Raw genomic sequence first — 21,786 nt, forward strand, 5'->3', positions numbered from 1 at the left:
CGCGATACGAGCGTCCCGGCGATCGCGCCCCGCCCTCGCTTGAGCGGTCGCTCAAAACCTCGTATCCTGCCGTCTTGAGCGACCGCTCAAAGGCAAGGGGGAGTCAGTGAGCTCGACGGCGTGGCCTCTGGCGTTGGCCAGCCGATGGTGCCTCGGTCGGTTCTTCGTCCATGCGGTGGCCCAGGCTCTGGGTCTGGCAGTCCTGGCTGCCGCGATGAATCCCCATCCCGGAGCGGTGGACCTCATCGAAGTTCTGGATCAACTCGGAAGTGTGTTCACCGTCTACTTGATTCAGGGTGCTGTAGCGGCAGTCGGCCTGTGGATTTTCGGCAGAAGCGGCAGCGGGCGCCGGTTCCGGGCTCTCAGCCTGCTCATGTTCGTCGGATTGTGGCTGCCCCTGCAGATGTTCACTTCACCCCCGGTGGTGGCGGCCGTGTGGCTGTGCGCCTCCCTCGCCGCTGTGATCACTACGCGGCAGCCGGAGCCGGCATATTACGGGCCGCCGCAAGGAACGGTGTGGCGGTCGTGCGCCGTCAGGCTCGTCCGGTCGGCATCGGGGAGGGCCTCGCGGTGATGTGGGAGAGGCGATCTATCCGAGGAAGCATGTCGACTGGCCCAAGCGGATATATGTCCGATGGGCCACGACCTGGACCCTCGTGTTCGCGGTGTTGCATCTGACCGGCCTGATCGTTGCCATGGCGCTCGCGGTGCGGGATTCCGGCAGGTCGACGGATCTCGCCGCGGAGCGTCTCACGGTGCTCGAAGCGATACAGGTCACCATGGTGCTGTCCGTCATCGATACGGTCGTGGCGACGCTGTTGGTCAACCTGCTGTGGACCTACGGCAAACGGCGAGGGCCGGTCGGGTTCCGCATCGTTGCCCTGCTCGTCTTCGTCCTGGTCGGCTCCCCGGTGCAGGCTTGCATATCCGCCAGCACGTTCGACACGGCGTGGGCCGCTGTCACGGCGATCATGGTGGTGATCGTCCGCCGTCCCCGGCCGGCCGTCCGCGTGCTTCCCGCGGGGACCGCGCCTGCCATCGTCATGCGGGCCGGCCGCGCGCCCCGCAGGAGCGCGCGGCCGTACCGCAAGCTGGTCTAACTCGCGAGGAATGAGCGGACCTGGGCCAGGGTGACCGTGTCGGTGAGGTAGCCGAGGTGGGTCTGGCAGGCCACGTAGTTGTTGGTGGCGCCGCTGAGCACCGTGCTCGTGTACGGGATGATGATCCCGTCGCACGGGGAGTACCACGTGCCGTAACGGGTGCTGCCCGGCGTCTCGTCGCCCGCGCTGAGCGTGCTGATGAATGACGAGCCGGGATACATCTGCTGGCAGGTGACGTAGGCCAGGCAGGCGCCGGCGTACGTGGTGCCATGGTTGGCGCCGGCGATCGAGGCCAGGTGCCGCACGGAGGACGCGCCGCCGAGCTGCTTGAGGTACCAGAGGCTGACCAGGCCGCCCATCGAGTGGTTGACGATGTCGACCTGGGCGGCGCCGGTCCGCGCCCGCACCTGCTCGACGTAGGTGGCCAACCCTCGCGCGTTGGTGATGTTGTTGCCGTACGAGTTGTACTCGTACGCGAAGAGCTGGCTGCTGGCATAGCCGCCGGCGCGGAACACCGACATCGCGGTGGTCCAGTTCGAGGCGCTGCCGGTGTAGCCGTGCACGAAGATCACCGGGGTGCTGGGCGCGGCGGCGGCCGGCGGGGCCGGGCTGAGCGCGAGCGCGGCCAGCAGCGCGGTGATCAGGACGACGAGACGACGCATGAAACCTCCAGGGGAGTTCGGGGTTTCTGCATCTTCAGTGCAAAGACTTCGGCCGCACATCGGCGAAATCACCGGCTTTCGAACCCGCCGCGAGGTAACCGGCCGAACCGCCGATCACACGGAAGGTGCGACTCCGGCGGGCCGGTTTTTTCGCAATCTTTCCGGTACCGAGCCGATGGGAACGGATGAGACGTCCGCGGAGGTGATGGTCCGGATGGTTCCGGAACAGGTCGGATACTGGGTACTGCACGAACTCCCCCGGCTCAACCAGGCGATCCTGCAAGATCACGCGCCACCCGAGCTGTTGGTCACCGAACTACACGAGCACGTGCTCGACCACCTGCCGGAGGTCACCCAGCTGACCCCGGCGCAGGCGCAGCAGCTGGTGGTGCACCTCGGCTTCGTCGGCGCCTCGGTGGCCCGGCACTACCAGGAGCACACCGCCGGCGGCACCGAGCACCCGGAGCGCGCGTTCGACCCGCTGACCGTCGACGACCGGATCCCGTTCCGGACCTACTTCGCGACGCTGGCCGCGCACACCGGGACCGGCCACTACGAGCGGGACAGCTACGCCTCGCTGGTGCGCTGGAACGTCGGCACCATCCAGGTGCGGCTGCACGACGAGGTGGTGGCCGAGCTGCCCGGCGTCTTCGACGACGGCCGGATCCGCAGCTACACCGGCACGCCGGGGGAGGAGCGCTTCTTCCTGCTGGTCAAGCAGGGTGAGGCGATCGAGCTGGCGGTCAACTGCTTCCTCGAGCCGCTGACCCGCGAGCACGCCGACCTGATCGGGGAGAGCGCCCGGCACCGGGTCCGCGAGGCCACGCTTCTGCTCGGCGCGATGCGCAAGCTGTTCATCGAGTTCGGCTCGCTGCCGGCCGAGCAGACCATGGACGCCGAGATGTTCATGGACGTGTTCCGGCAGTTCGCCGCGCACTGGGTGCCGGGTGACATCCCGCCCAGCGGGGCCCTGGACCCGGAGGCGCTGAAGCGCGACTTCCTGCTCGGCATCGCCGAGCCGGACTACGACCAGCAGGCCCGGCGACTCTTCCCGGCACTGCTGGAGCGGGAACGGACCGAGATCGACGATCTGATCACCGCGCCCACCCTGCCGCAGCGGCTGCTCGCCGAGATCGGGCTGGACGAGTCCGCGCTGCGCCTGTCCGACGACGGCGACCTGCGCCGGCTGGTCGCCCACCACCCGGCGCTGGTCGACTGGTACCGGCTGCTCGCCATGCACGCCCGGGTGTCCGGGGCGCACCTCATGCTGAGCAAGAAGTTCCTGTTCAAGCCGCAGCGGCAGCGTGACGCCGAGGGGATCGGCGACCAGCATCTGGTGTCGAACCGGGCCGGCACCACCGGGATGACCGAGAGCTTCCTGGAGCGGATCACCCGGGCCCGGCAGAACCACGCGCTCGCCCCGCTGCGCTCGGTGCTGATCGGCGAAAACCCGGCGCTGCCCGGGACCGAAGGGGTACGTTCCGCACGGGGAGCGACCGCGCCGGTGGTGCTGGAACTGACCGGATGAGCGCAACGGACGGAGCCGCGGGCGGGGTGAAGACGAAATCCGGCGCCGCGCGCCACCCGATGCCCGAACTCGGCCGCGACCAGCTGATGGCGCTGATCGACTACACCTCCGCGGTCATCTACATGCGCGACGCCGACGGGCGGTACCTGCTGGTCAACCGGGAGTACGAGCGGCTGTTCGGGCTGCGCCGGGAGGACATCGTCGGGCTCACCGACCACGACCTGTTCCCGGCCGACGTGGCCGACGCGTTCCGGGAGAACGACCTGCAGGCCCTCGCCGGCGGCGTCCCGGTGCAGATGGAGGAGGTCGCGCCCGGCGACGACGGGGTGCGCAACTACCTGACCGTCAAGTTCCCGCTGATCGACGCGGACGGTACGGCGTACGCGGTGGCCGGCATCTCCACCGACATCACCGAGCGCAGCCGCGCCGAGGCCGCCCTGCGCGACAGCGAGGAACGGTTCCGGCTGCTCGCCGAGCACGCCCAGGACATCATCTTCCGCTACCGGCTGGACCCGGACCCGGCGATGGAGTACCTGAGCCGGGCCGTCGAGTCGATCACCGGTTTCCCGGCCGAGGACTTCTACGCCGACCCCGATCTGATCATGACCCGGATCGAGCCGGAGGACCGCACCGTCTTCGAGCAGTCCTGGCGGGCGCCCCGGGCCGGGACGATCACCTTCCGGCTGCGGCGCCGCGACGACACGGTGGTCTGGATCGAGCAGCGGTCCGGCGCGGTCCTCGGCGACGACGGCGAGCCGGTCGCCGTCGAGGGGATCCTGCGCGACGTCACCGAGCGGATGGCCGCCGAGCGGGAACGCGCCGAGCTGGAGCACCAGCTGCGCCAGTCGGAACGGCTCGACTCGCTCGGCCAGCTGGCCGGCGGCATCGCCCACGACTTCAACAACATCCTCGCGGTCATCTCCGGGTACGCCGACATGCTGGTCGACGAGCTGGGCGACGACCATCCGAGCCGGCCGGACGCGACCGGGATCAAGCAGGCCGCGGCCCGCGGCGCCGCGCTCACCCGCCAGCTGTTGCTGTTCAGCCGCTCCGAGCCGTCGCAGGCCGAACTGCTCGACCTGAACGCGGTCGCCTCGGACATGACGCGGCTGCTGACCCGGACCCTGGGCGAGGACATCGAGCTCGGCACGGCGCTCACCCCCGGCCTGCCGCCGATCATCATGGACCGCAGCAAGCTGGAGCAGGTGGTGATGAACGCCGTGCTGAACGCCCGGGCCGCGATGCCCTCGGGCGGCCGGTTGACGATCAGTACCGGCCTGGAACACGGCGGTGGCGGCGACGACCAGGTCTGCCTGGCGGTGACCGACACCGGCTGCGGGATGACCCCGGACGTGCTGGCCCGCGCGTTCGAGCCGTTCTTCACCACCAAGGGCCGGGGCAGCGGCACCGGGCTGGGGCTGGCCACCTCGTACGGCGTGGTCACCGACGCCGGCGGCACGATCAGCCTGGAGTCCGAGCCGGGCCGGGGCACCACGCTGCGAGTCCGGCTGCCGGCCGGGGCGGAGGGCGCGCCCGGGGTCAGCCCGGCCGCGCCGACCGCCGCCGCGTTCGCCGGGGACGGCCGCCGGATCCTGGTGGTCGAGGACGAGGAGCAGGTCCGCGACATCGTCTGCCGGCTGCTGCGCAAGGCCGGCTACCGGGTGTTCGCGGCGCCCCACCCGGCCGAGGCGCTGCGCATGTGCCGCGACGACGGGCTCGCCTTCGACGTGCTGCTCACCGACGTGATCATGCCCGGCATGTCGGGCACCCAGCTCGCCGCGGAGCTGCGCCGCGACCGCCCCGACCTGCCGGTGCTGTTCATGTCCGGATACACCAGCGGCCCGGCGCCCGGCGGCCAGGAGATGCCCGCCGACGCGCCGCTGATCCGCAAGCCGTTCGAGGCGCAGACGCTGATCAACGAGGTGCACCGGGTGGTCAGCGAGCGCGTCTGACGGGTCATTTTCCCAACAGATCTGGTTTTCGGTACGCCCGGGGGCGCATCATGCGGCGATGACCGAGACGCGGGTGGACGTGCTCATCATCGGCGCCGGGATCTCCGGGATCGACGTCGCCTACCGGGTCCGGGAACGCTGCCCGGAGCTGAGCATCGCGATCGTCGAGGCGCGGGACCGGCTCGGCGGCACCTGGGACCTGTTCCGCTACCCGGGCGTCCGATCAGACTCGGACATCTACACCCTCGCGTTCCCGTTCCGCCCGTGGCGCGGCGAGCGGTCCATCGTCGACGGCGATGAGCTGCTGGCATACCTCGAGGACACCGCTCGGGAGACCGGCGTCGACCGGCTCATCGCGTACCGAACGAGGGTCCTGGAAGTTGACTGGTCGGGTCGGGACGCCCGGTGGACGGCCCGCGCGCGGCGGGGCGACCAGGACGTCGTCTACATCGCCCGGTTCGTGGTGTCGTGCGCCGGCTACTACGACTACGAGAACCCGCACGATCCGGGCTTCGCCGGCACCGAGGACTTCGCCGGGACGATCGCGCACCCGCAGTTCTGGCCCGCGGATCTCGACTACACCGGCAAGCGGGTGGTGGTGATCGGCTCCGGCGCGACGGCGGTGACCGTGGTGCCGGCCATGGCCGGTGACGCCGCGCACGTGACCATGCTGCAGCGCACCCCGAGCTACGTGCTGGCCCAGCCCCGGGACGACGTGATCGCCCATCAGCTGCGCCGGTTCCTGCCGCTGCGGACCGTCCATCGGATCACCCGGGCCAAGAACACCACCCTGCAGTGGGCGCTCGTACAGGCCTGCCGGCGCTTCCCGGACCGGATGCGGGCGCTGCTGCGCAACGGCGCGGTTGCCCAGGTCGGCGACGCGGCGCTGGTCGACGAGCACTTCCGGCCGCCCTACAACCCGTGGGAGCAGCGGCTCTGCGTCGCCCCGGACGGCGACCTCTTCTGGGCGATCCGGGCCGGCGACGCGTCGGTGGTCACCGGGCACGTCGACCGGTTCGTGCCCGAGGGGATCCGGCTGACCAGCGGCCGGGTCCTCGACGCCGACCTGGTGGTGACCGCGACCGGCCTGCGGATCCGGCTGCTCGGCGGGGTCCGGGTCAGCGTCGACGGCGAGCCGGTCGACCTGGCGAAATCCTGCACCTACCACGGGGTGCTGCTCAGCGGCCTGCCGAACTTCGCCTTCTGCGTCGGCTACATCAACCTGTCGTGGACCGTCCGGGCCGACGTGACCGCCCGGTTCGTGGCCCGCCTGCTGCGCAAACTGCTCGACACCGGCGCCGACGCGGTGGTCCCGGACGTCCCACCGGACCTCGGCCCGACCGGCCCGTTCATGGACATGCCCTCCGGCTACCTGGCCCGGGCCGCGGCGATCATGCCGCGCGCCGGGCGCCGCTACCCGTGGGCGTTCCGGCAGAACGTGATGCGGGACGGCTGGGCCACCAACCGGGCCGGTCTCGACGAGGGCCTGCGGTGGAGCCGGGTCCGGGCGGAGGCGGACGCGTGAGGGCGGTGACCGTCCACGACGGGAAACTGGAAGTCACCGAGGTGCCGCTGCCCGAGCCCGGGCCCGGACAGCTGCGGCTGCGGGTCACCCGGGCCGGGATCTGCGGCTCCGACCTGCACGTCCGGCACGCCGCCGACGCCAGCGCCGACGTCGCGGCCGAGGTCGGCTATCCCGACTTCATGCGGCGCGAGCACCGCGTGGTGATGGGTCACGAGTTCACCGGGACCGTCGACGCCTACGGCCCCGGCTGCCTGCGCCGGTGGCGGCCCGGCCAGCCGGTGGTGTCGCTGCCGCTGATCCGGCACGGCGACGAGATCCACATGACCGGGCTGTCGGCCAAGGCGCCCGGCGCCTACGCCGAATACGTCCTGGTCGCCGAGGATCTCACCATGCCGGTCCCGGCCGGCGTCGACCCCGACCTGGCCGCGCTCACCGAGCCGCTGGCCGTCGCCCACCACGCGGTCCGCCGCGGCGAGGTCGCTCGAGGCGACACCGCGGTGGTCATCGGGTGCGGACCGATCGGGCTCGCGGTGATCCTGATGCTCAAAGCACTGGGGGTACGCGAGGTGGTCGCCAGTGACTTCACCGAGCGCCGCCGCGAGCTGGCCCGGGCGTGCGGCGCGGACGTCGTGGTCGACCCGGCCGTCCAGTCGCCGTGGGCCGATCTCGGGCTGGTCACCTCGGCGCCGGAACTCTTCGGCACCGGCCTGACCGCCCTGCACGCCCTGCGCAAGGTCCGCGGCCTGCCCTGGTGGACCGTGGTGAGCGCGGCCCGGCGGCTCGGGGCCGGCCCGCGCGGCGCGGTGGTCTTCGAGTGCGTCGGCCTGCCCGGCGTGATCGAGGACATCGTCACGCACGCCCCGTTCCGTTCCCGGGTCGTGGTGGTCGGCGTCTGCATGCAGCCGGACACGTTCCGCCCCACGATGGCCAGCAACAAGGAGATCGACCTGCGGTTCTCGTTCTGCTACGACCCGGCCGAGTTCCACGACACCCTCCAGCTGATCGCGAGACGCCGGATCGACCCGCGCCCGCTGCTGACCGGCGTGGTCGGCCTGGACGGCGTGGCCGGCGCGTTCGACCAGTTGGCCGAGGCCGACCAGCACGCCAAGATCCTGGTCGACCCGTTCCGGGAGGTCAGCAGCTGAACTTGACGGTCCTGCTGCTGCCCTCGTCGACCGAGGACTCGATGGCGTCACCGACGAACTTGGCCCACACGACCCGGTAGTTCATCCGGTAGGAATGGGTGCCGGAGGTGCAGCCGCCGCTCAGCGAATAGGTGTGATTGCCGCTCGTGCTGGGAATGGCCTTCGCCCCGGTGGTGCGGACATCGCGCCAATTGCAGCCCCAGAAACCGCACACTTTCCGCTGCAGCTTGAACTGCACGGTGGCGCCGCAGTTCATCCGGGCCCAGACGCGGATCGTGCCGGTGCCGGACAGCGTGCCGCCGTTGCGGGAGACGTCGCTGACCGAGCTGCGCTGGATCGGATCCGAGATGAAGTTGCAGGTAGCAGCGGCTGCCGGGGAGGCGCCCAGTACCGAGACGGCGGGGACGGCGAGCATGGCGGTGACCGCGCCCAGGGCGAGGCGGCGCATGGTGATCATTGGTGTGTCTCCTCATGAGTGCCGAAACGTTCTGCGCATCAGCAAACATTCGGAAATGATTCCGGACAATCCCTCTCCGGGGGCATCGATGCCATTGCCTCGGACGGGTTCATAAAGGCGGTCGAATCATCTGACCGGACGGCTTTCCGGGTCGGCCCATCGGCCGCTTGCCGCCCGGCCCGGTGGCTCTGGTGGTCCCGGCCGGTCGAGGTCGGAGAAAAACGCCGGTGCGGGATGTCAAGGTGGGTGGGCCGGCTCCGACCACCTGACGACAGGCACGGTCCGGGTGAGGGAGCAGAACGATGCGCAAGATCATTTACTGGGTGCACACGTCGGTCGACGGGTTCATCGACGGGCCGGGCGGGGAGTTCGACTGGCCGGTCATGGGGCCCGGCCTCTCGGCCTACTCGGAGGGGCTCGACCAGCGGGTCGACACGCTGCTCTACGGCCGGCCGGTGTGGGAGATGATGGTCGGTTTCTGGCCGACCGCCGACGCGCGGTCGCGGAGTCCGCACACGCTCGCCTTCGCCCCTTTCTGGCGAGCCACGCCGAAGGTCGTCTTCTCCCGCACCTTCCCGGGCGACGACTGGACCGACCGGGTGATCAGCGACGACCTGCCCGGCGCGGTCACCGAGCTGAAGGTCCAGCCGGGCAAGGATCTCCTGCTCACCGGCGGCGCCGGCCTGGCCGCCGCGCTGACCGAGCACGGCCTCATCGACGAGTACCACATCGCCGTCCACCCGGTCGTCCTGGGCGGCGGCCGCAAACTCTTCACCGACCCGAAACAGCGCCTCACCCTGCGCACCACCCACTGCGAGCTGGTCGACGACCGGGTCGTGGTCACCAGCTACGAGGTGGCCCCGCCTCACGCGGCGCGGTGAGGCCGTGCGCGCGGACCGGGCACAATGGCGCCGTGACAGCGCTGCCGCCGATGCGAGAAGTTCGATTTGAGGTACGCCCGTGGGACGGGTCCCTCGATCCGCCTCGGGAGGTGCTGGCGTTTGTCGATGACGTCAGCTTCGTGGACCTCGTCTCCGGTTACGAGAAGGCGGCTGGGTTCGATGTGCCGGGGCAGTATGCCGGGCTGGTGGTCGACTTCTTTCGCTTCGGTGACCTGAACGACTACCTGCTCGGGCGGCCGGAGGGCGGCTACTGGGGTGACCTGGGGGCGATCGCGCTGCTCGGCTGCGACTGCGGTGAGGTGGGCTGCTGGCCGCTGCATGCGCAGGTGGTCGCGGACGAGAACCGGGTCACCTGGCGCGGGTTCGTGCAGCCGCACCGGCCCAAGCGGGACTACTGGGACTTCGGGCCGTTCGTGTTCGAGCGCGGGCAGTATGAGCGGGCGGTCCGGGAGGCGGCCGCGATCGTCGCCGACCGGGGGTGAAGCTCGGCGGGATGACCGGGCGGCGGCCCGATCCCGTCAGGCCGGAGGGACGGGACAGGCCGGACAGCGGAGTGAGCTGCCGCTCGCATAGCCTGTCGGCCGTGGGTACACCGGCGATCACCTATCGGAACCTGGCCCTGCTGGCCGACGCGGGCCGCTGGGACGACCTGCTGAGCCTCGCCGCCGACCCGGGCGTGCCGGTCGACGAGCGGCGCGAGGTGGCCCACGTGGTCGCGCTGGAGGCGCCCGCGTCACTCGCCGTGGCGGCCGCGCAGCTGTTCCCGGACGACGACTACGGGTTCCTGGGTCCGCTGTGGCAGGTGGTCGCGCAGCACCGGCCGTGGCGTGAGCTGGCGCCCCACCTCACCCAGCGCCGGGTGCGGGACCTGGTCGCCCAGACCCGGGTGCTGCACGGCGAGGACCTGCGCGACGCCGACGACGTCCGGTCCGCAGTCCCGCTGCGGCTCGCCGCCTGGGAGGCCGCCCGCTGGGACCCCGAGTGGGACATTCCCGAATGCGGCCGGTCCACCAGCTCCAGCGGCCTCCTGTGGTACTTCCCCGGACCGCTGAGCGACCCGACGATCCCCTCGGACACACCGGCCGAGCCGATCGCGCACCCGGCGGTCGCGGTGCTGGACCGGCTGGCGGCCGTCCCGCCCGGCGCCGACCGGCGGGCCGCGCGGGCGGCGGCGTTCCGTGGCAGCGCCTGGGCGGCGGCCGCGGCGACGGTGCCCGGGGTCGAGGCGGCGCAGGTCCGGTTCACCGACGCCTACAAGTATCTGGTGAGCCTGGCCTCCGGCGACGTCGCCTACGGCCGCGCGACCGGCCGGGCGCTGGGCCGCAGCCGTCTGTGGGAGGCCCTGCGCGCGATGGCCGGCGACCCCGAGGTGGACGCGTTCGTCGGGCGGCTGCGCTGCGTGGCCTGGGCACCGGCCCGCTACACCCTGTACTCGATGCAGATCGCCATGGAGGACCCGGAGCAGGGCATCAGCTGGGTCCTCGTCGGAGCCGACGATGACTGACCTGCCGGCGCTGCGGGAGCGGATCGCCGCGATGGTGCGGCGGGAGCTGCCGCCCGACGGCGGCCGCGGGTTCGCCGCCGAGGTGCTGCGGGAGCGCGGCCCGGCGTACGCGGAGCTGCTCCACGGCGGCGACCCGGGACGCCGCGGTACGCATGCTCGGCCGCACCGATTAAGGTCGGTGGATGGAATCGGACCTGGTGACCAGTGCCTTCGACTCGCTGCGCCGCGACGCCGTGCCCGACCACGAGGCGCTGCGCCGGGTCTATGAGCTGCCCAACGAGGCTGCCGTGCGCAAGCAGATGTCCGAGCTCACCGTGCCGACCCGCCGGTTGATCGCCTGCGCCTCGCTGGTTCTGGTGGCCAGCGCCGACGCCGAGGGCAACTTCGACGTGTCGCCGCGCGGCGGCCCGGCCGGTTTCGTCAGCGTGCTGGACTCGCGGACGGTGGCGATCCCGGACGCGACCGGCAACAAGCGTCTGGACACCCTGCAGAACGTGGTGGCCACCGGCCGGGCCGGGCTGCTGTTCGTCATCCCGGGGCGCAGCACGACGCTGCGGGTGAACGGGCGGGCCTGCGTCTCCACAAGCCCGGAGCTGCTGTCCCGGCTGACCGCGGTGGGCAAGCCGCCGGCGAGCGCGCTGGTGGTCGGGATCGAGCAGGTCTACCCGCACTGCCCCAAGGCGTTCCTGCGCAGCGGGACCTGGAAACCGGAGCGGTGGCTGCCGGCCGACGCCCAGCCGACCTCGGCCGAGGTGACCCAGGCCCAGCTACGGATGCCGGGCCTGACCATCGCCGAGATCGAGCAGAACGAGGCGGACGCGTTGAAGTACCGGTACGAGTGACGGGCGGCTGCGGCCGTACCGGGAAGCGGCGGACCGCAACCCGGCACGGACCGTGAGTCAACCGGCGACCGGGGCCTGCGTCTCGGTCTCGGCCGGGCGGCGGTCCACGTCACCGTGGCCCGGCCACCAGGCGGCGTGCCCGATCAGCGCGGTCAGCGACGGGACCAGGAACATCGACATCACGAACGCGGCCAGCAGGATGCCGGTCGCCACCGAGAAGCCGATCTGCTGCAGGAACGACACCGGGGCCAGGGCCAGCACCGCGAACGTGCCGGCCAGGATCACCCCGGCCGCGGCGACCGACGGGCCGCCGTGCTGGATCGCCAGGGCGGCGGCGTCGCGCGGCTCGTTGCCGGCCCGGGCCTCCTCGCGCAGCCGGGCGATCATCAGGATGTTGTAGTCGGTGCCGATCGCCAGCACGAACAGGTAGAGCACGATCGGCAGCTGGAAGGTCACCCCGGGCCGGTCGGCGACGCCCTGGAACAGGTAGACCGCGGCGCCCAGGGTCGCGGCGAAGTTCAGCAGCACCGCGAGGACCAGGTAGACCGGCGCGACCACGCTGCGCAGCAGCAGGCCCAGGATGATCGCGATGAGCAGCGCCGCGACCGGCAGGATCACCGACAGGTCCCGGTTGTTCGCCGAGTTGATGTCGGCGAACAGCGCGGTGGTGCCGCCGACCAGCACCTTGGTGCCGGGCGGCGCGATGCCGTGCAGGTCGTCGCGCAGGTGGTCGTGGACCAGCGTGATCGCCTCGTTGGACGCCGGGTTCACGGTGAGCAGCAGACCGAACCGGGCGACCGTCCCGTCGGCGTTCTTCACCGGCGGCTGGACCGCGCCGACCCCGTCCACCTTGGCGGCCGCCGCGCCGAACTCGGCGAGCTGCGCGTCGGTCAGCTTGCCGCCGCCGGTGGTGGTCAGGTAGGCCTCGGTCGGGTCCAGCGCGCCCTGCGGGAAGCCGCGCTCCAGGTCGGCGGCCGCCTTCGCGGACTCGGTGGTGCTCGGGAACCCGGCCGCGAAGTCGTAGTCCGCCTTGAACAGCAGCACCCCGCTGGCCAGCGCGACCAGCACCAGGCCGGACGCGGCCGCGGCCACCGCCGGACGGCGGCCGACCGCCGCGCCGATCCGGGCGAACCGGGTGCCTTTCGGCTCCCGCTTCCACGCCTTCGACGGCCAGAAGGTGGCCGGCCCGATCAGGCTGACCAGGGCCGGGATCAGGGTGAGCCCGGTGACCAGCATGACGAAGACAGCGATCGCCAGGGCCGGGCCGAGCGACCCGAACCCGCCGAAGCTGGCCAGCAGCAGCACCAGGAACGCCACGATCACCGCGGCCGCCGCCGAGGTGATCACCTCGCCGACCCGGGCGACGGCGTGCACCATCGCGGTCTTCTTGTCGGCGCCGGCCCGCAGCTGCTCGCGGTAGCGGAACAGCAGGAAGAGCAGGTAGTCGGTGCCGATGCCGTAGAGCACGATCAGCAGCAGGGTCTGCAGGCTCTGGTCGACGTTGAAGTCGAACAGCTCGCCGGCCGCCGCGATCAAGTTCGACGAGACCTGCATGACCACGCTGATCACCACGATCGGCAGCAGCGCCGCGATCGGGCTCCGGAAAATGATCAAGATCAAGACAATGATCAGTACGAACGTCGCCGTCCCGACCACGGTGAACGCCGTGGTGAACGTGTCGTTGTTGTCGACGATCTGGGCCACCTGCCCGGCCACCCCGGCGCTCAGCGCGGTCCCGGCCAGCTGCGTCTTGATCACGTCACGGGTCTGTTTCACCGCGTTCAGCTGGCCCTCGGCGTCGGTCGCCGCCGCGGTGACCGGGATCGAGATCAGCTGGACCGTCTTGTTCGGCGCGACCGCCTGCGGGCCGGTCAGCGGCTGCCCGACCCCGGCGATGTGCGCGTCGCCGATCGCGGTGGCCAGCGCCTGGGTCTTCTGCTGGTCGGCGGCGGTCAGCTCGCCGCCGTCGGTGCGTTTCACCACCACGACCGCGGTGGACGTGGCCTGCTCCGGGAACGCCTTGGTGGCCAGCTCGATGGCCTGCACCGACTCGTAGCTGTCCGGCAGGAAGCTGCCCTGGTCCCCGCTGGTGATCTCGGAGAGGCTGGGCAGCAGCCCGATGATCAGGAAGGCGCCGACCAGCCAGCCCCCGATCACCCACCACGCCCGGCGTACGACGAACCGTCCCCATCTATCGAACATCACGACTCCCGGTTGAACAGTCGTATCGACCAGAGGTATCCGCAAGTTGTCATGGCAGCACACCAAGCCAACGCGATCCATCCGTTATTGCCGATGCCTCTGTCCGAGAGCGGACCGCGCGGAGTCCCGGGTTCGCTTCGGGAGTCAGGAGCGGTGCGGTCACGCACCTCGACGGTCTCGTCCCCGCCGTGCGGGGTGCGGCCGGCGTCAGCTCGGTGAGCCGAGGGCGGTCTCGTCGAGGGCCTTGCGGAGATCGATCAGGGAGTCGAAGACGCGGACGGCGCCGGCGTCGGTCAGTTCCTCGGCGGAGAAACCGCCGGTGCGGACGGCGAGGGTCGGCACGTCCAGCTTGCGGGCGGCGACGCAGTCCCACGTCGAGTCGCCGATCATCACGCCGGAGGCTCCGCCGGCCCGCTCCATCGCGGTGGCGACCAGGTCCGGCGCCGGTTTGCTGCGCTCCACGTCGTCGGCGCTGGTCCAGGCGTCCGCGATCGGCCGGCCGCCGACCAGGTCGAGGAAGTGCTCGACGTGCTGCTTGCGGCCGGAACTGGCCAGCACCACCCGGAAGCCGCGGGACTTGACCTCCTCGATCAGCTCGCGGGCGCCGTCGAACGGGCGTACCTCGTCGATCAGCCGGTCGAACTCCTCGGTCTGGGCCTCCCGCAGCGCGTCACCGTGGCGCCGCTCGGCGTCGTCGCCCGCGACCGCCGGGACGAGCTGGTCGCCGCCCATCCCGATGGCCCGGTGGATCCGCCAGACCGGCACGGTGAGTTCGTGCCGCCGGAACGCCCGGTACCAGGCGATGGCGTGCTGATAGTTGGTGTCGACGAGCGTGCCGTCGACGTCGAAGATCGCGGTGTCGGCCACCTGGTCCCTGTACCCACCCCGCTCCCACCTGAAGCGCCGCCGGACCGTGACGTGATCCCGAGCCGGCGGAACGCGAACGGTCAGGAGCCGGCGAGGCGCGAGCCGCCTGGACTCGGCGAGGCGCGAGAGGTCGCGATTCGGGGCGACCGCGGCGCCTACCGCGTACCGGAAATCGAACTGACCGTGAGCAGCCGCTATCTCGCGCCGGACAGCTTGCGGCAGAGCGCCAGCAACCGCTCGTCGTCGCCGATCTTGCCGGCCAGGACGCCGTGCGCGCTCAGGTTGTGCCGGAGCGCCGTCGCCAGCTCGGCCTGCGCGCAGCGAGCCACGTGCCGCGCGTCGCCGGTCTCCACCCAGAGCCGGGCGATCCGCGGCCGGACCAGCGGTTTCGACTCCCAGACGCGACCGAGGCGCTGGGCCGCGTCGCGCTTGCCGGCGATCCACCACAGGGCATCCGCGGCGGCCGCGGCGACCGCGCCGTCGGTGCGGCTGCCGGTCAGCGCGGACAGCCTCCGGACCCGGCTCTTGACCCGGATGCCCAGTTCCTTGAGGCCGTCGATGGCGGCGACCGCGTGCTCCGGCTGGGCGGTGCGGTCGTCGAAGTAACGGTCGTAGACCTCGGTGGCCGCCTCGGCGTCCCCGGCCACCAGCCAGACCGCCCGCGCCGCGGCCAGTTCCAGGGTGGGGTCGCCGCAGGTCAGCGTGGTCCGGATGTCCGGGATCCGGGCGGTCGCGGCCCGGCCGGCGCGGGCCAGCAGGCCGAGCGTGGCCACGTCGATCGACTTGTCGGCGAGGTGTTCGGCGGCCTCGTTCGGGGCGACGGCGGTCAGCGCGCGCAGCAGGTTCGCCCGATGGGTCTCGTAGCGCCACGCCTCGGCGAACGTCTCCGGCCGCAGACTCCGCAGGTGCCGCCGCAGCGTGCGGCTGGTGCCGCGGGCCCGCACCCCGAACCCGGCGATGCCGCGGTGCAGGCCGACCGTCTCCGGGATCTCGTCGAGCAGGCGTTCCAGCATCGGCAGGACCCGGTCGTCACGCAGCTCGGCGAGCAGTTGCGCGGCCGGGCCGAGTTCGGGGCCCTGGGTGCCCAGGGTGACCCAGGCGAACGGGCTGTCGTCGACTCCCGGCCGGATCCGCTGGTCGGCCGGCGGCAGCGTGGCCCAGACCGCGTCGGCGGCCGGCCGGGCCAGCTCGTCGATGCCGTGCAGCAGCCGCATCGCCGCCGCCCGCACCTGCGGATCGCCGTCGCGCAGCAGTTCCGCGGCCCGCGACACGATCGGCCCGTAGGGTCCGCGCAGCCGCTGCACCAGGGTCCGCGCCGCGTACAGCGCGTCCTGCTGGGCGTCCCAGGCGTCCAGGGCCAGCATCTGTTCGAGCAGGTCCCGGTGCGCGGCGGCGTCGTTGCGGTAGGTCGCCCGGATCGCGCTGAGCACCTGGTTGTAGCCGGGCGTCCACTGCCGCGCCGCCATCCGCCGCCCGGCCAGCAGCGGCGCGATCTCGTCGTCGAGCGGCTCCGGCTCCCGGTTCAGCCCCTCCCGGTAGGCGGCCAGCAGCGTCTCCCGCGCCGTCTCCACGTCGAACGGCGGCGGGTTGAGCAGGGCCATCAGCTCGGTCAGCGCGGTGATCCGGACCCGCAGGTCGGTGTCGCTGCCGGCGACCCAGGCGAGCCGCTGCTTGGTCGGCTCGTAGCCGCTGCCGACCGCGCCGGCGAGCACACAGCTGCGGATCAGCGTGACCCGGACCGCGGGGTCGGGCTCCTCGACGTACCGATCCCAGAGCAGGCCGGGCGCCAGCCGGGTCACCGCCCGCAACGTGTAGGCGGCCGCCTCCCGGACCTGCGGATCCTCGTCGGTGAGCAGGTCGGTCAGCCCGGCGTGCCCGGCCAGCAGCTGCTTGGCGCGCAGCGTCTCCCCGGTCAGCTGCCAGGTCCGGTCCGCGCCGGCCAGGTCCCCGATCAGGCACAGGATCGGCCCCCGGTCCGGCTGATCGCGGTCGGCCACCAGATCCAGCAGGATCGGCAGCGCGGTCACCACCCATGGCTGCACATCGCCACCGTCCGGCGCGAGCCGCCGCAGCTCGCGCAGCGCCCGGGTCCGGGCCGCCTGATCACTTCCGGTCAGATCGAGGAGCATTTTCCGTACGACGAAGCCCCGCTCCACCGTCGCCCAGTCGATGTCACGCAGCGCGCGGGTCTCCGTCATGCGCTAGATCATGGAGGTCCCGGCCCCCCAGCGCCAGCGGGCGTCACCTTCTCGTGGCATTCACCGCTGCTGGTCGGCGGGCCTCGTCGTCCGGTGGCGGCGGTGGCTCACGCTCGCGGCACGTGCGGCTCGTTCCGGGCGTCGCCGCCGCGAGTCGCCTGCCGCCCGGAGACGTCCCGGTCCAGGTCACCGCCCCGCTGACCGTGGCCGGAACGTGATCGAAATACCTGCTCCCGGCCGATGGCTGGATCGAGCATGATCCAGTATGGTCGGTCGCCATCGCCGGGGTTCAGCGCGGCGTGGTGGCTGGTGGAAACGTGGGTGGCGCGGTGAGTGTGATCGAGGTGCGCGTGCGGCGCCGGGTGTTGCGGCGGGCCGGGACGACCGAGGGCACGGTGCTGCTGGTCGGTGAGGGGATCGCCGTCGCGATGCCGGCGGCCCGCGCGGCCAGCGTCGGCAAAGCGGTGGTGACCGCGGCGGGCCGGGTGAAGTTCGTGCCCGGTGGCACGCCGGCCGGCCGGTTGCGGGTCACCTGCTCCCGGGGCCGGTTGACGCTCGACGGCCGGGTGAAGATCACCGCGAGTTAGGCCGCGGCCGGCGCCGTCACGGACGGCGCCGACCGCGAGGGTCAGCTGCGGGCAGCCAGGATCCGGGCCGCGAGGGTCAGCTGCGGCGGGCGGCCAGGATACGGGCCGCGGCGCCGGTCGCGGTGATCGCGCTGCCGGCGATGAGCAGCCACAGTACGGCCGGTCCGGTCGTGGGCAGCGGCTTCGTCGTGGTGGTCGTGTCCTTCGCGGCGGCCTTCACGTCGAGGCGGCGGACCAGGGCGTTGCCGTTCGAGTCCACGCCGGAGGCGACGATCGAGTGGGTGCCGACCGGGACCCCGGCCGGGATGGTGACGGTCAGGCTGATCTCACCGGCGGCGTCCGCGGTGGCGGTGCCCAGCTCCAACGGGTCGGAGTAGAGCGTGACGGTGACCGTGGAGAACGGGGCGTACCCCTTGCCCTTGATCGTCACCGTGCCGCCGGGCGCCACCGTGTTGCTGGTGCCGGCCGGTGTGGTGAGTGGTTTGTCGGTGTTGGGGACGGTGTCCGGGATCGCCGGGGTGGTCGGGGTGACCGTGTTCGACGCGGCGGAGGCCGCCGACTCGCCGCCCTTGCCGAGCGCGACGACGGTGACGGTGTAGGAAGTGCCGGCCGCGGCGCCGATCACGCAGCTGGTGCCGCTGGAGGTGCAGGTGCCCGGGCCGGGTTCGGTCATCGCCCGGTAGCGGGCGACGCCGGAGGCGTCAGCGGGCGGGTTCCAGGAAACCACGATCGAGGAGATGCCGGCCTGGGCGGTGACGCCGCTCGGCGAGCCCGGGGGAGCGGCGGATTCCGAGGGGCTGGGGGTGGCCGACGGGGTCGCGGACGGTGTGGGGGACGGCGTCGCGGACGGGCTGGCCGCCGAGGGCGACGGGGACGGCGTGGTCGCCGATGGGGTCGGCGACGCGCTCGTTGTCGAGGGTGTCGGCGACGCGCTGGTCGCCGATGGGGTGGGCGAAGCGCTCGTAACGGACGGAGTGGGTGCGGCCGTCGTGGCCGACGGGGATGGCCCAGGAGTCGTCGGGGTCGAGGACGGTGTCGTCGGCGTGGGCGACGGCGATGCTGTGGTGGGCGTGGGCGACGGGGATGGAGTCGTCGGCGTGGGGGACGGCGAAGGAGTCGTCGGAGAAGGCGTCGGCGAAGGGGACGGTGCCGGTGTCGGCGACGGCGTGCTGACCGAGGGCGACGGCGACGCGGTCGTGATGCTGGGCGACGGTTCCGGGCTCGGTGTCTCGGCCGACGGTTCCGGTGAGGGCTCGGGTGTTGGTGACTCGGACGGTTCCTCGACCGGTTCCTCGATCGGATCCTCGGCAGGCTCCTCGGGCATGACGGCCGCAGCGGACGGAGTGAACGTGGTGGACACCGGCTCGCCGACGCCCAGCGAGTTGCGGGCGCGCAGCTGGACGGACAATTCGACGTCGTTGGCCAGCCCGGTCAGCGTCGCGACCAGATCCTCCCGGTCGTCCGATGACCGCCAGTCCAGGGCGGTCCAATCCCCGCCGTCGATGCTCACCTCATAGGACGTGATCGGGTCGCCGCCCGAGTCGGGCTGACCGAAGACCAGCAGCGCCTCCTGGTTCCCCGGCACCGCGTAGAACGCTCCTGGCGTGCCGGGCGGCCACTTCGCCGCCAGGCTGTACGACTCGCTCGGATCACCCTCCCCGGCGTCGTTCACGGCACGGACCCGTACCGCGTAAGTTTCGCCCTCCATCAGCCAGTCGATGCTGCCGCGCAGGGTTGTCGCACCCTCGCCGGTCGGGGTGACGTCCAGGTCGAACCAGGTTTCACCGTCGTCGGGGGTCAGCTGGTACCCGGTGATCTCGCTGCCGCCGGTGTCCGTCGGCGGCTCGAACACCACGGTTGCGGAACCGTAGCCGTAGGCGTCGTCCAGGCGCCGCGCCGTGGCGGTCAGGTCGGTGGGCGCGAGCGGCGTGCCGATCGGAGTGACCGTGGCGGCGTCCGAAGCCGGCCCGGTGCCCCGCGAGTTGGTGGCGCGGACCCGCACCGAATACTGGACGCGGCCGGTCAGGTCGTTCAGGTAGCTCTCCAGCGTGGCGCGGCTTTCGTCCTCGACGTTCGGGGATGCGTGCAGCTCGTGCCAGGTGCCGCCGTTGTCGACGGAGTACTCGTAGCCGGTGATGCCGGAGCCGCCGTCGTCCGGCGTCGTGAAGACGATGCGGGCGCCCCGCACCCGGGGCGTCAGGATCACGCCGGTCGGCTTGCCGGGGACGGCCGCCGGATAGGCCCACGCGCCGGTCTCCGCGCCGGGTCCCTGGCTGTTCACCGCGCGCAGCTTCAGCCAATAGGTCTGCCCGTTGGTCAGGCCGGTCACGGTGGCCTGCCACCGGCCCTGCTCCTCGGCCGGGCTGAGCGTCGCCCGCTCCCATGCGTCATCGGCCGTGGCCACCTCGTAGTAGTCGACGGCCGCGCCGCCGTCCTCGGCGGGCGGCGCGAACTCCAGGATGGCGCCTTCGTCCTGCGGGCTGGTGGTCACGTCGGCCGGCGCGTCGGGGGCGGTCGCCGGCGTCACCTCGTCGGTGATCCCCGCACCGGGCCCCAGAGCGTTCACGGCCCGCAGGTGCACCGTGTAGGTGGTTCCGTTGTCCAGCCCGAGCACGTCGGCCCGCAGGGCGCCCCCGTCGGCCGGCGCGGAGTAGACCGTTTCCCAGTCGCCTTCGTCGATCTTCACCTCGTAGTGGTCGATCGGCGAGCCGCCGTCGTCCTCCGGCGGGTTGAACAGGAGGCGTGCGCTCTGGTTTCCCGGGGCGGCGGTCAGCGAGGCCGGGGCGCCGGGCAGTTCCGGCATCGGTGTGACCTCGATGGGCTGGGAGACACTCGGTCCGACCGCGTTGACCGCCCGCACCCAGAGCGTCACCGCGTAGCTGTTCGCGAGGCCGGTGACGGTCGCGGTCAGGTCCTCCCCGGATGGTGTGGTCGTCAGTGTCGTCCAGGCGTCCCGGTCCTGCGACACCTCCCACCTGATCACCGGGCTGCCGCCGTCGTCGCCCGGCGTGATGGTGAGCGCCGCCTCCGCGTTGCCGGACTGGGCGGTCAGGGTCGGGCTGCTGGGATAGGTCGGCTCGTGCGGGGTGACCGGGTCCGACGCGGCGCTGGGCGCGGACTGCCCGACATCATTGGCTCCGGTGTTGGTGGCGGCCACCGTGACCGTGTATGCAACATCGTTGCTCAGTCCGGAGATGGTGCAGCTCGTCCCGGTGGTGGTGCACGTGCGTTCGGTCCCGACCACCCGGGCCGTGTATCGGGTGACCGCGTGCGATCCGTTGGCGTCGCTGGCGGTCCACCTCACCTCGACCGCCTCGTCGCGCGCCATCGCCGTCACCGAAGCCGGTGGCAGCGGCACGGTCCAGGTGTCGACTGCGGTCGGCGAGGTGAGCTGGGTGATCGTCGAAGGGTCGAGAGCGTCGTCCCCGCTGATCCGGGACACCGTGCCAAGATCGGGATCAGCTGCCCACACGTTGTCGTGCGCGTCCACGGCGACGCCGCCCACGCTGCCGTTGGGCTGAGCGACCACCGAACGGGTCCCGCCCGGGCTCACCTTCTCGTATTCGCCTCGGAGAGGCGCGGCGAGATACACGTTCTCGTGGCTGTCGACGTCGATCGCCGTGGTCACACCAAAGGTGAACGGGCTGCCCACGACGGAGGGCTCGCCGTTCTCCACCCGGCGCACCGTCGTGTGCCCGGTGTCGGCGTTGAAGTCGGCGACGAACATGACGCCGGCCGGGTCGATGGCGACACCCTTCGCGCTGACCAGGCCGGGGATCGATACCGGGGTCTCATTGCCCTCGTCGTCGAACTCATGCACCCCGGTGGAGTCGCTGACGTACACGTGGCCGGTGGTCTGATCGACGTCGATCCCGGTCGGGTCGGTCAGTTGCCCCGAGCCCCAGTCCACCGTTGCCCCGTCCGGCGCGAACCGGACGACCTTCGCGGGATCGGCGACGACGGCGTACACGAAACCGTCCTTGCCCACCGCGATGTCCCGCGCCGGCCCGTTGTCATCAGGGTCGGACAGCAGGGTGAGATCGCCGTCGGGGCGGATCCGCCAGATCGCTCCGTCCGCGTCGGCCGTATAGGTGAGCAGCCCGGTGATCGCCTCGACCTGTGCCGACGCCGCTGCCCGGGTCACTCCGACCAGCACGCACAGCCCGCTGACCAGCAGGACCAGGATTCCCGCCGCGCGACGGCGCAGCCTCTCCACCGACATGCCGCTCCACTCCCCGCGTCTGCCCGCCCCCACTATCTAGGGCGGAACCGGCCCGGTACGGAAAACCCGGAAAATCAGGCGGAAGGGCTAAAA

The 21,786-nt window shown here is 71.8% G+C and carries 16 protein-coding genes; 10 read left to right on the forward strand and 6 right to left on the reverse strand.

Translation table 11 applies throughout. From position 1 onward, the window contains the following. The first annotated feature begins 656 nt into the window (after positions 1–656). Positions 657–1,100 carry a hypothetical protein gene (locus tag BJY16_RS25945; protein ID WP_203758937.1) on the forward strand — a complete coding sequence of 148 codons (444 nt, stop codon included), beginning with the start codon at positions 657–659 and terminating at the stop codon, positions 1,098–1,100. On the opposite strand, the gene BJY16_RS25950 is transcribed toward BJY16_RS25945, so the two are convergent. Beyond that, entirely contained in the window at positions 1,097–1,762 is a 666-nt protein-coding gene (locus BJY16_RS25950) for an esterase/lipase family protein (protein WP_185042176.1), read from the reverse strand. The genes BJY16_RS25945 and BJY16_RS25950 overlap by 4 nt on opposite strands. Before the next feature lie 214 nt (positions 1,763–1,976). Here BJY16_RS25950 and BJY16_RS25955 point away from each other — a divergent pair, with 214 nt between their 5' ends. The 4 genes from BJY16_RS25955 to BJY16_RS25970 are packed head-to-tail and all read left to right on the forward strand — an operon-like array spanning position 1,977 to position 7,912. Further along, entirely contained in the window at positions 1,977–3,290 is a 1,314-nt protein-coding gene (locus BJY16_RS25955; protein ID WP_185042177.1) for a hypothetical protein, read from the forward strand. Next, positions 3,287–5,242 carry a hybrid sensor histidine kinase/response regulator gene (locus BJY16_RS25960; protein WP_239177060.1) on the forward strand — a complete coding sequence of 652 codons (1,956 nt, stop codon included), beginning with the start codon at positions 3,287–3,289 and terminating at the stop codon, positions 5,240–5,242. The genes BJY16_RS25955 and BJY16_RS25960 overlap by 4 nt, the downstream gene beginning before the upstream one ends. Before the next feature lie 58 nt (positions 5,243–5,300). Continuing rightward, entirely contained in the window at positions 5,301–6,767 is a 1,467-nt protein-coding gene (locus BJY16_RS25965) for a flavin-containing monooxygenase (protein ID WP_185042178.1), read from the forward strand. Further along, positions 6,764–7,912: a zinc-binding dehydrogenase gene (locus tag BJY16_RS25970; RefSeq protein WP_185042179.1), complete on the forward strand. Its 1,149-nt coding sequence runs from the start codon at positions 6,764–6,766 to the stop codon at positions 7,910–7,912. The genes BJY16_RS25965 and BJY16_RS25970 overlap by 4 nt, the downstream gene beginning before the upstream one ends. Here the strand turns inward: BJY16_RS25970 and BJY16_RS25975 are convergent. Beyond that, entirely contained in the window at positions 7,902–8,369 is a 468-nt protein-coding gene (locus tag BJY16_RS25975) for a hypothetical protein (RefSeq protein ID WP_185042180.1), read from the reverse strand. The two genes, BJY16_RS25970 and BJY16_RS25975, sit on opposite strands and share 11 nt — an antisense overlap. Positions 8,370–8,671: 302 nt before the next feature. Here BJY16_RS25975 and BJY16_RS25980 point away from each other — a divergent pair, with 302 nt between their 5' ends. From BJY16_RS25980 to BJY16_RS25995, 4 genes are all read left to right on the forward strand, one after another. Then, positions 8,672–9,250 (forward strand): dihydrofolate reductase family protein, encoded by a 579-nt coding sequence (locus tag BJY16_RS25980; RefSeq protein ID WP_185042181.1) that lies wholly within the window; start codon positions 8,672–8,674, stop codon positions 9,248–9,250. Between the two features lie 110 nt (positions 9,251–9,360). Further along, positions 9,361–9,753, forward strand: coding sequence for a hypothetical protein (locus BJY16_RS25985; RefSeq protein ID WP_311775333.1), 393 nt, complete (start codon positions 9,361–9,363; stop codon positions 9,751–9,753). Positions 9,754–9,854: 101 nt separating this feature from the next. Beyond that, positions 9,855–10,775: a hypothetical protein gene (locus BJY16_RS25990; protein WP_185042182.1), complete on the forward strand. Its 921-nt coding sequence runs from the start codon at positions 9,855–9,857 to the stop codon at positions 10,773–10,775. A gap of 182 nt (positions 10,776–10,957) precedes the next feature. Beyond that, positions 10,958–11,617 carry an MSMEG_1061 family FMN-dependent PPOX-type flavoprotein gene (locus BJY16_RS25995; protein WP_185042183.1) on the forward strand — a complete coding sequence of 220 codons (660 nt, stop codon included), beginning with the start codon at positions 10,958–10,960 and terminating at the stop codon, positions 11,615–11,617. A gap of 57 nt (positions 11,618–11,674) precedes the next feature. Here BJY16_RS25995 and BJY16_RS26000 read toward each other — a convergent pair whose 3' ends face one another. The 3 genes from BJY16_RS26000 to BJY16_RS26010 all read right to left on the reverse strand — a co-directional run bounded on the left by BJY16_RS26000 (position 11,675) and on the right by BJY16_RS26010 (position 16,884). Further along, entirely contained in the window at positions 11,675–13,819 is a 2,145-nt protein-coding gene (locus BJY16_RS26000) for an MMPL family transporter (RefSeq protein ID WP_185042184.1), read from the reverse strand. A gap of 207 nt (positions 13,820–14,026) precedes the next feature. Further along, positions 14,027–14,686: an HAD family hydrolase gene (locus BJY16_RS26005; RefSeq protein ID WP_185042185.1), complete on the reverse strand. Its 660-nt coding sequence runs from the start codon at positions 14,684–14,686 to the stop codon at positions 14,027–14,029. A gap of 194 nt (positions 14,687–14,880) precedes the next feature. After that, positions 14,881–16,884, reverse strand: coding sequence for a hypothetical protein (locus tag BJY16_RS26010; protein WP_185042186.1), 2,004 nt, complete (start codon positions 16,882–16,884; stop codon positions 14,881–14,883). 329 nt (positions 16,885–17,213) lie between these two features. Between BJY16_RS26010 and BJY16_RS26015 the strand changes: the two genes are divergently transcribed. Further along, complete coding sequence (locus BJY16_RS26015) at positions 17,214–17,471, forward strand: hypothetical protein (protein WP_185042187.1); 258 nt, start codon at positions 17,214–17,216, stop codon at positions 17,469–17,471. Positions 17,472–17,547: 76 nt separating this feature from the next. Here the strand turns inward: BJY16_RS26015 and BJY16_RS26020 are convergent, their stop codons facing one another. After that, the gene (locus tag BJY16_RS26020; RefSeq protein ID WP_185042188.1) at positions 17,548–21,693 is read right to left on the reverse strand and encodes a fibronectin type III domain-containing protein; all 4,146 of its coding nucleotides are present in this window, start codon (positions 21,691–21,693) and stop codon (positions 17,548–17,550) included. Between the last annotated feature and the right edge of the window lie 93 nt (positions 21,694–21,786).

This window comes from Actinoplanes octamycinicus, from assembly GCF_014205225.1.
GTDB lineage: Bacteria > Actinomycetota > Actinomycetes > Mycobacteriales > Micromonosporaceae > Actinoplanes > Actinoplanes octamycinicus.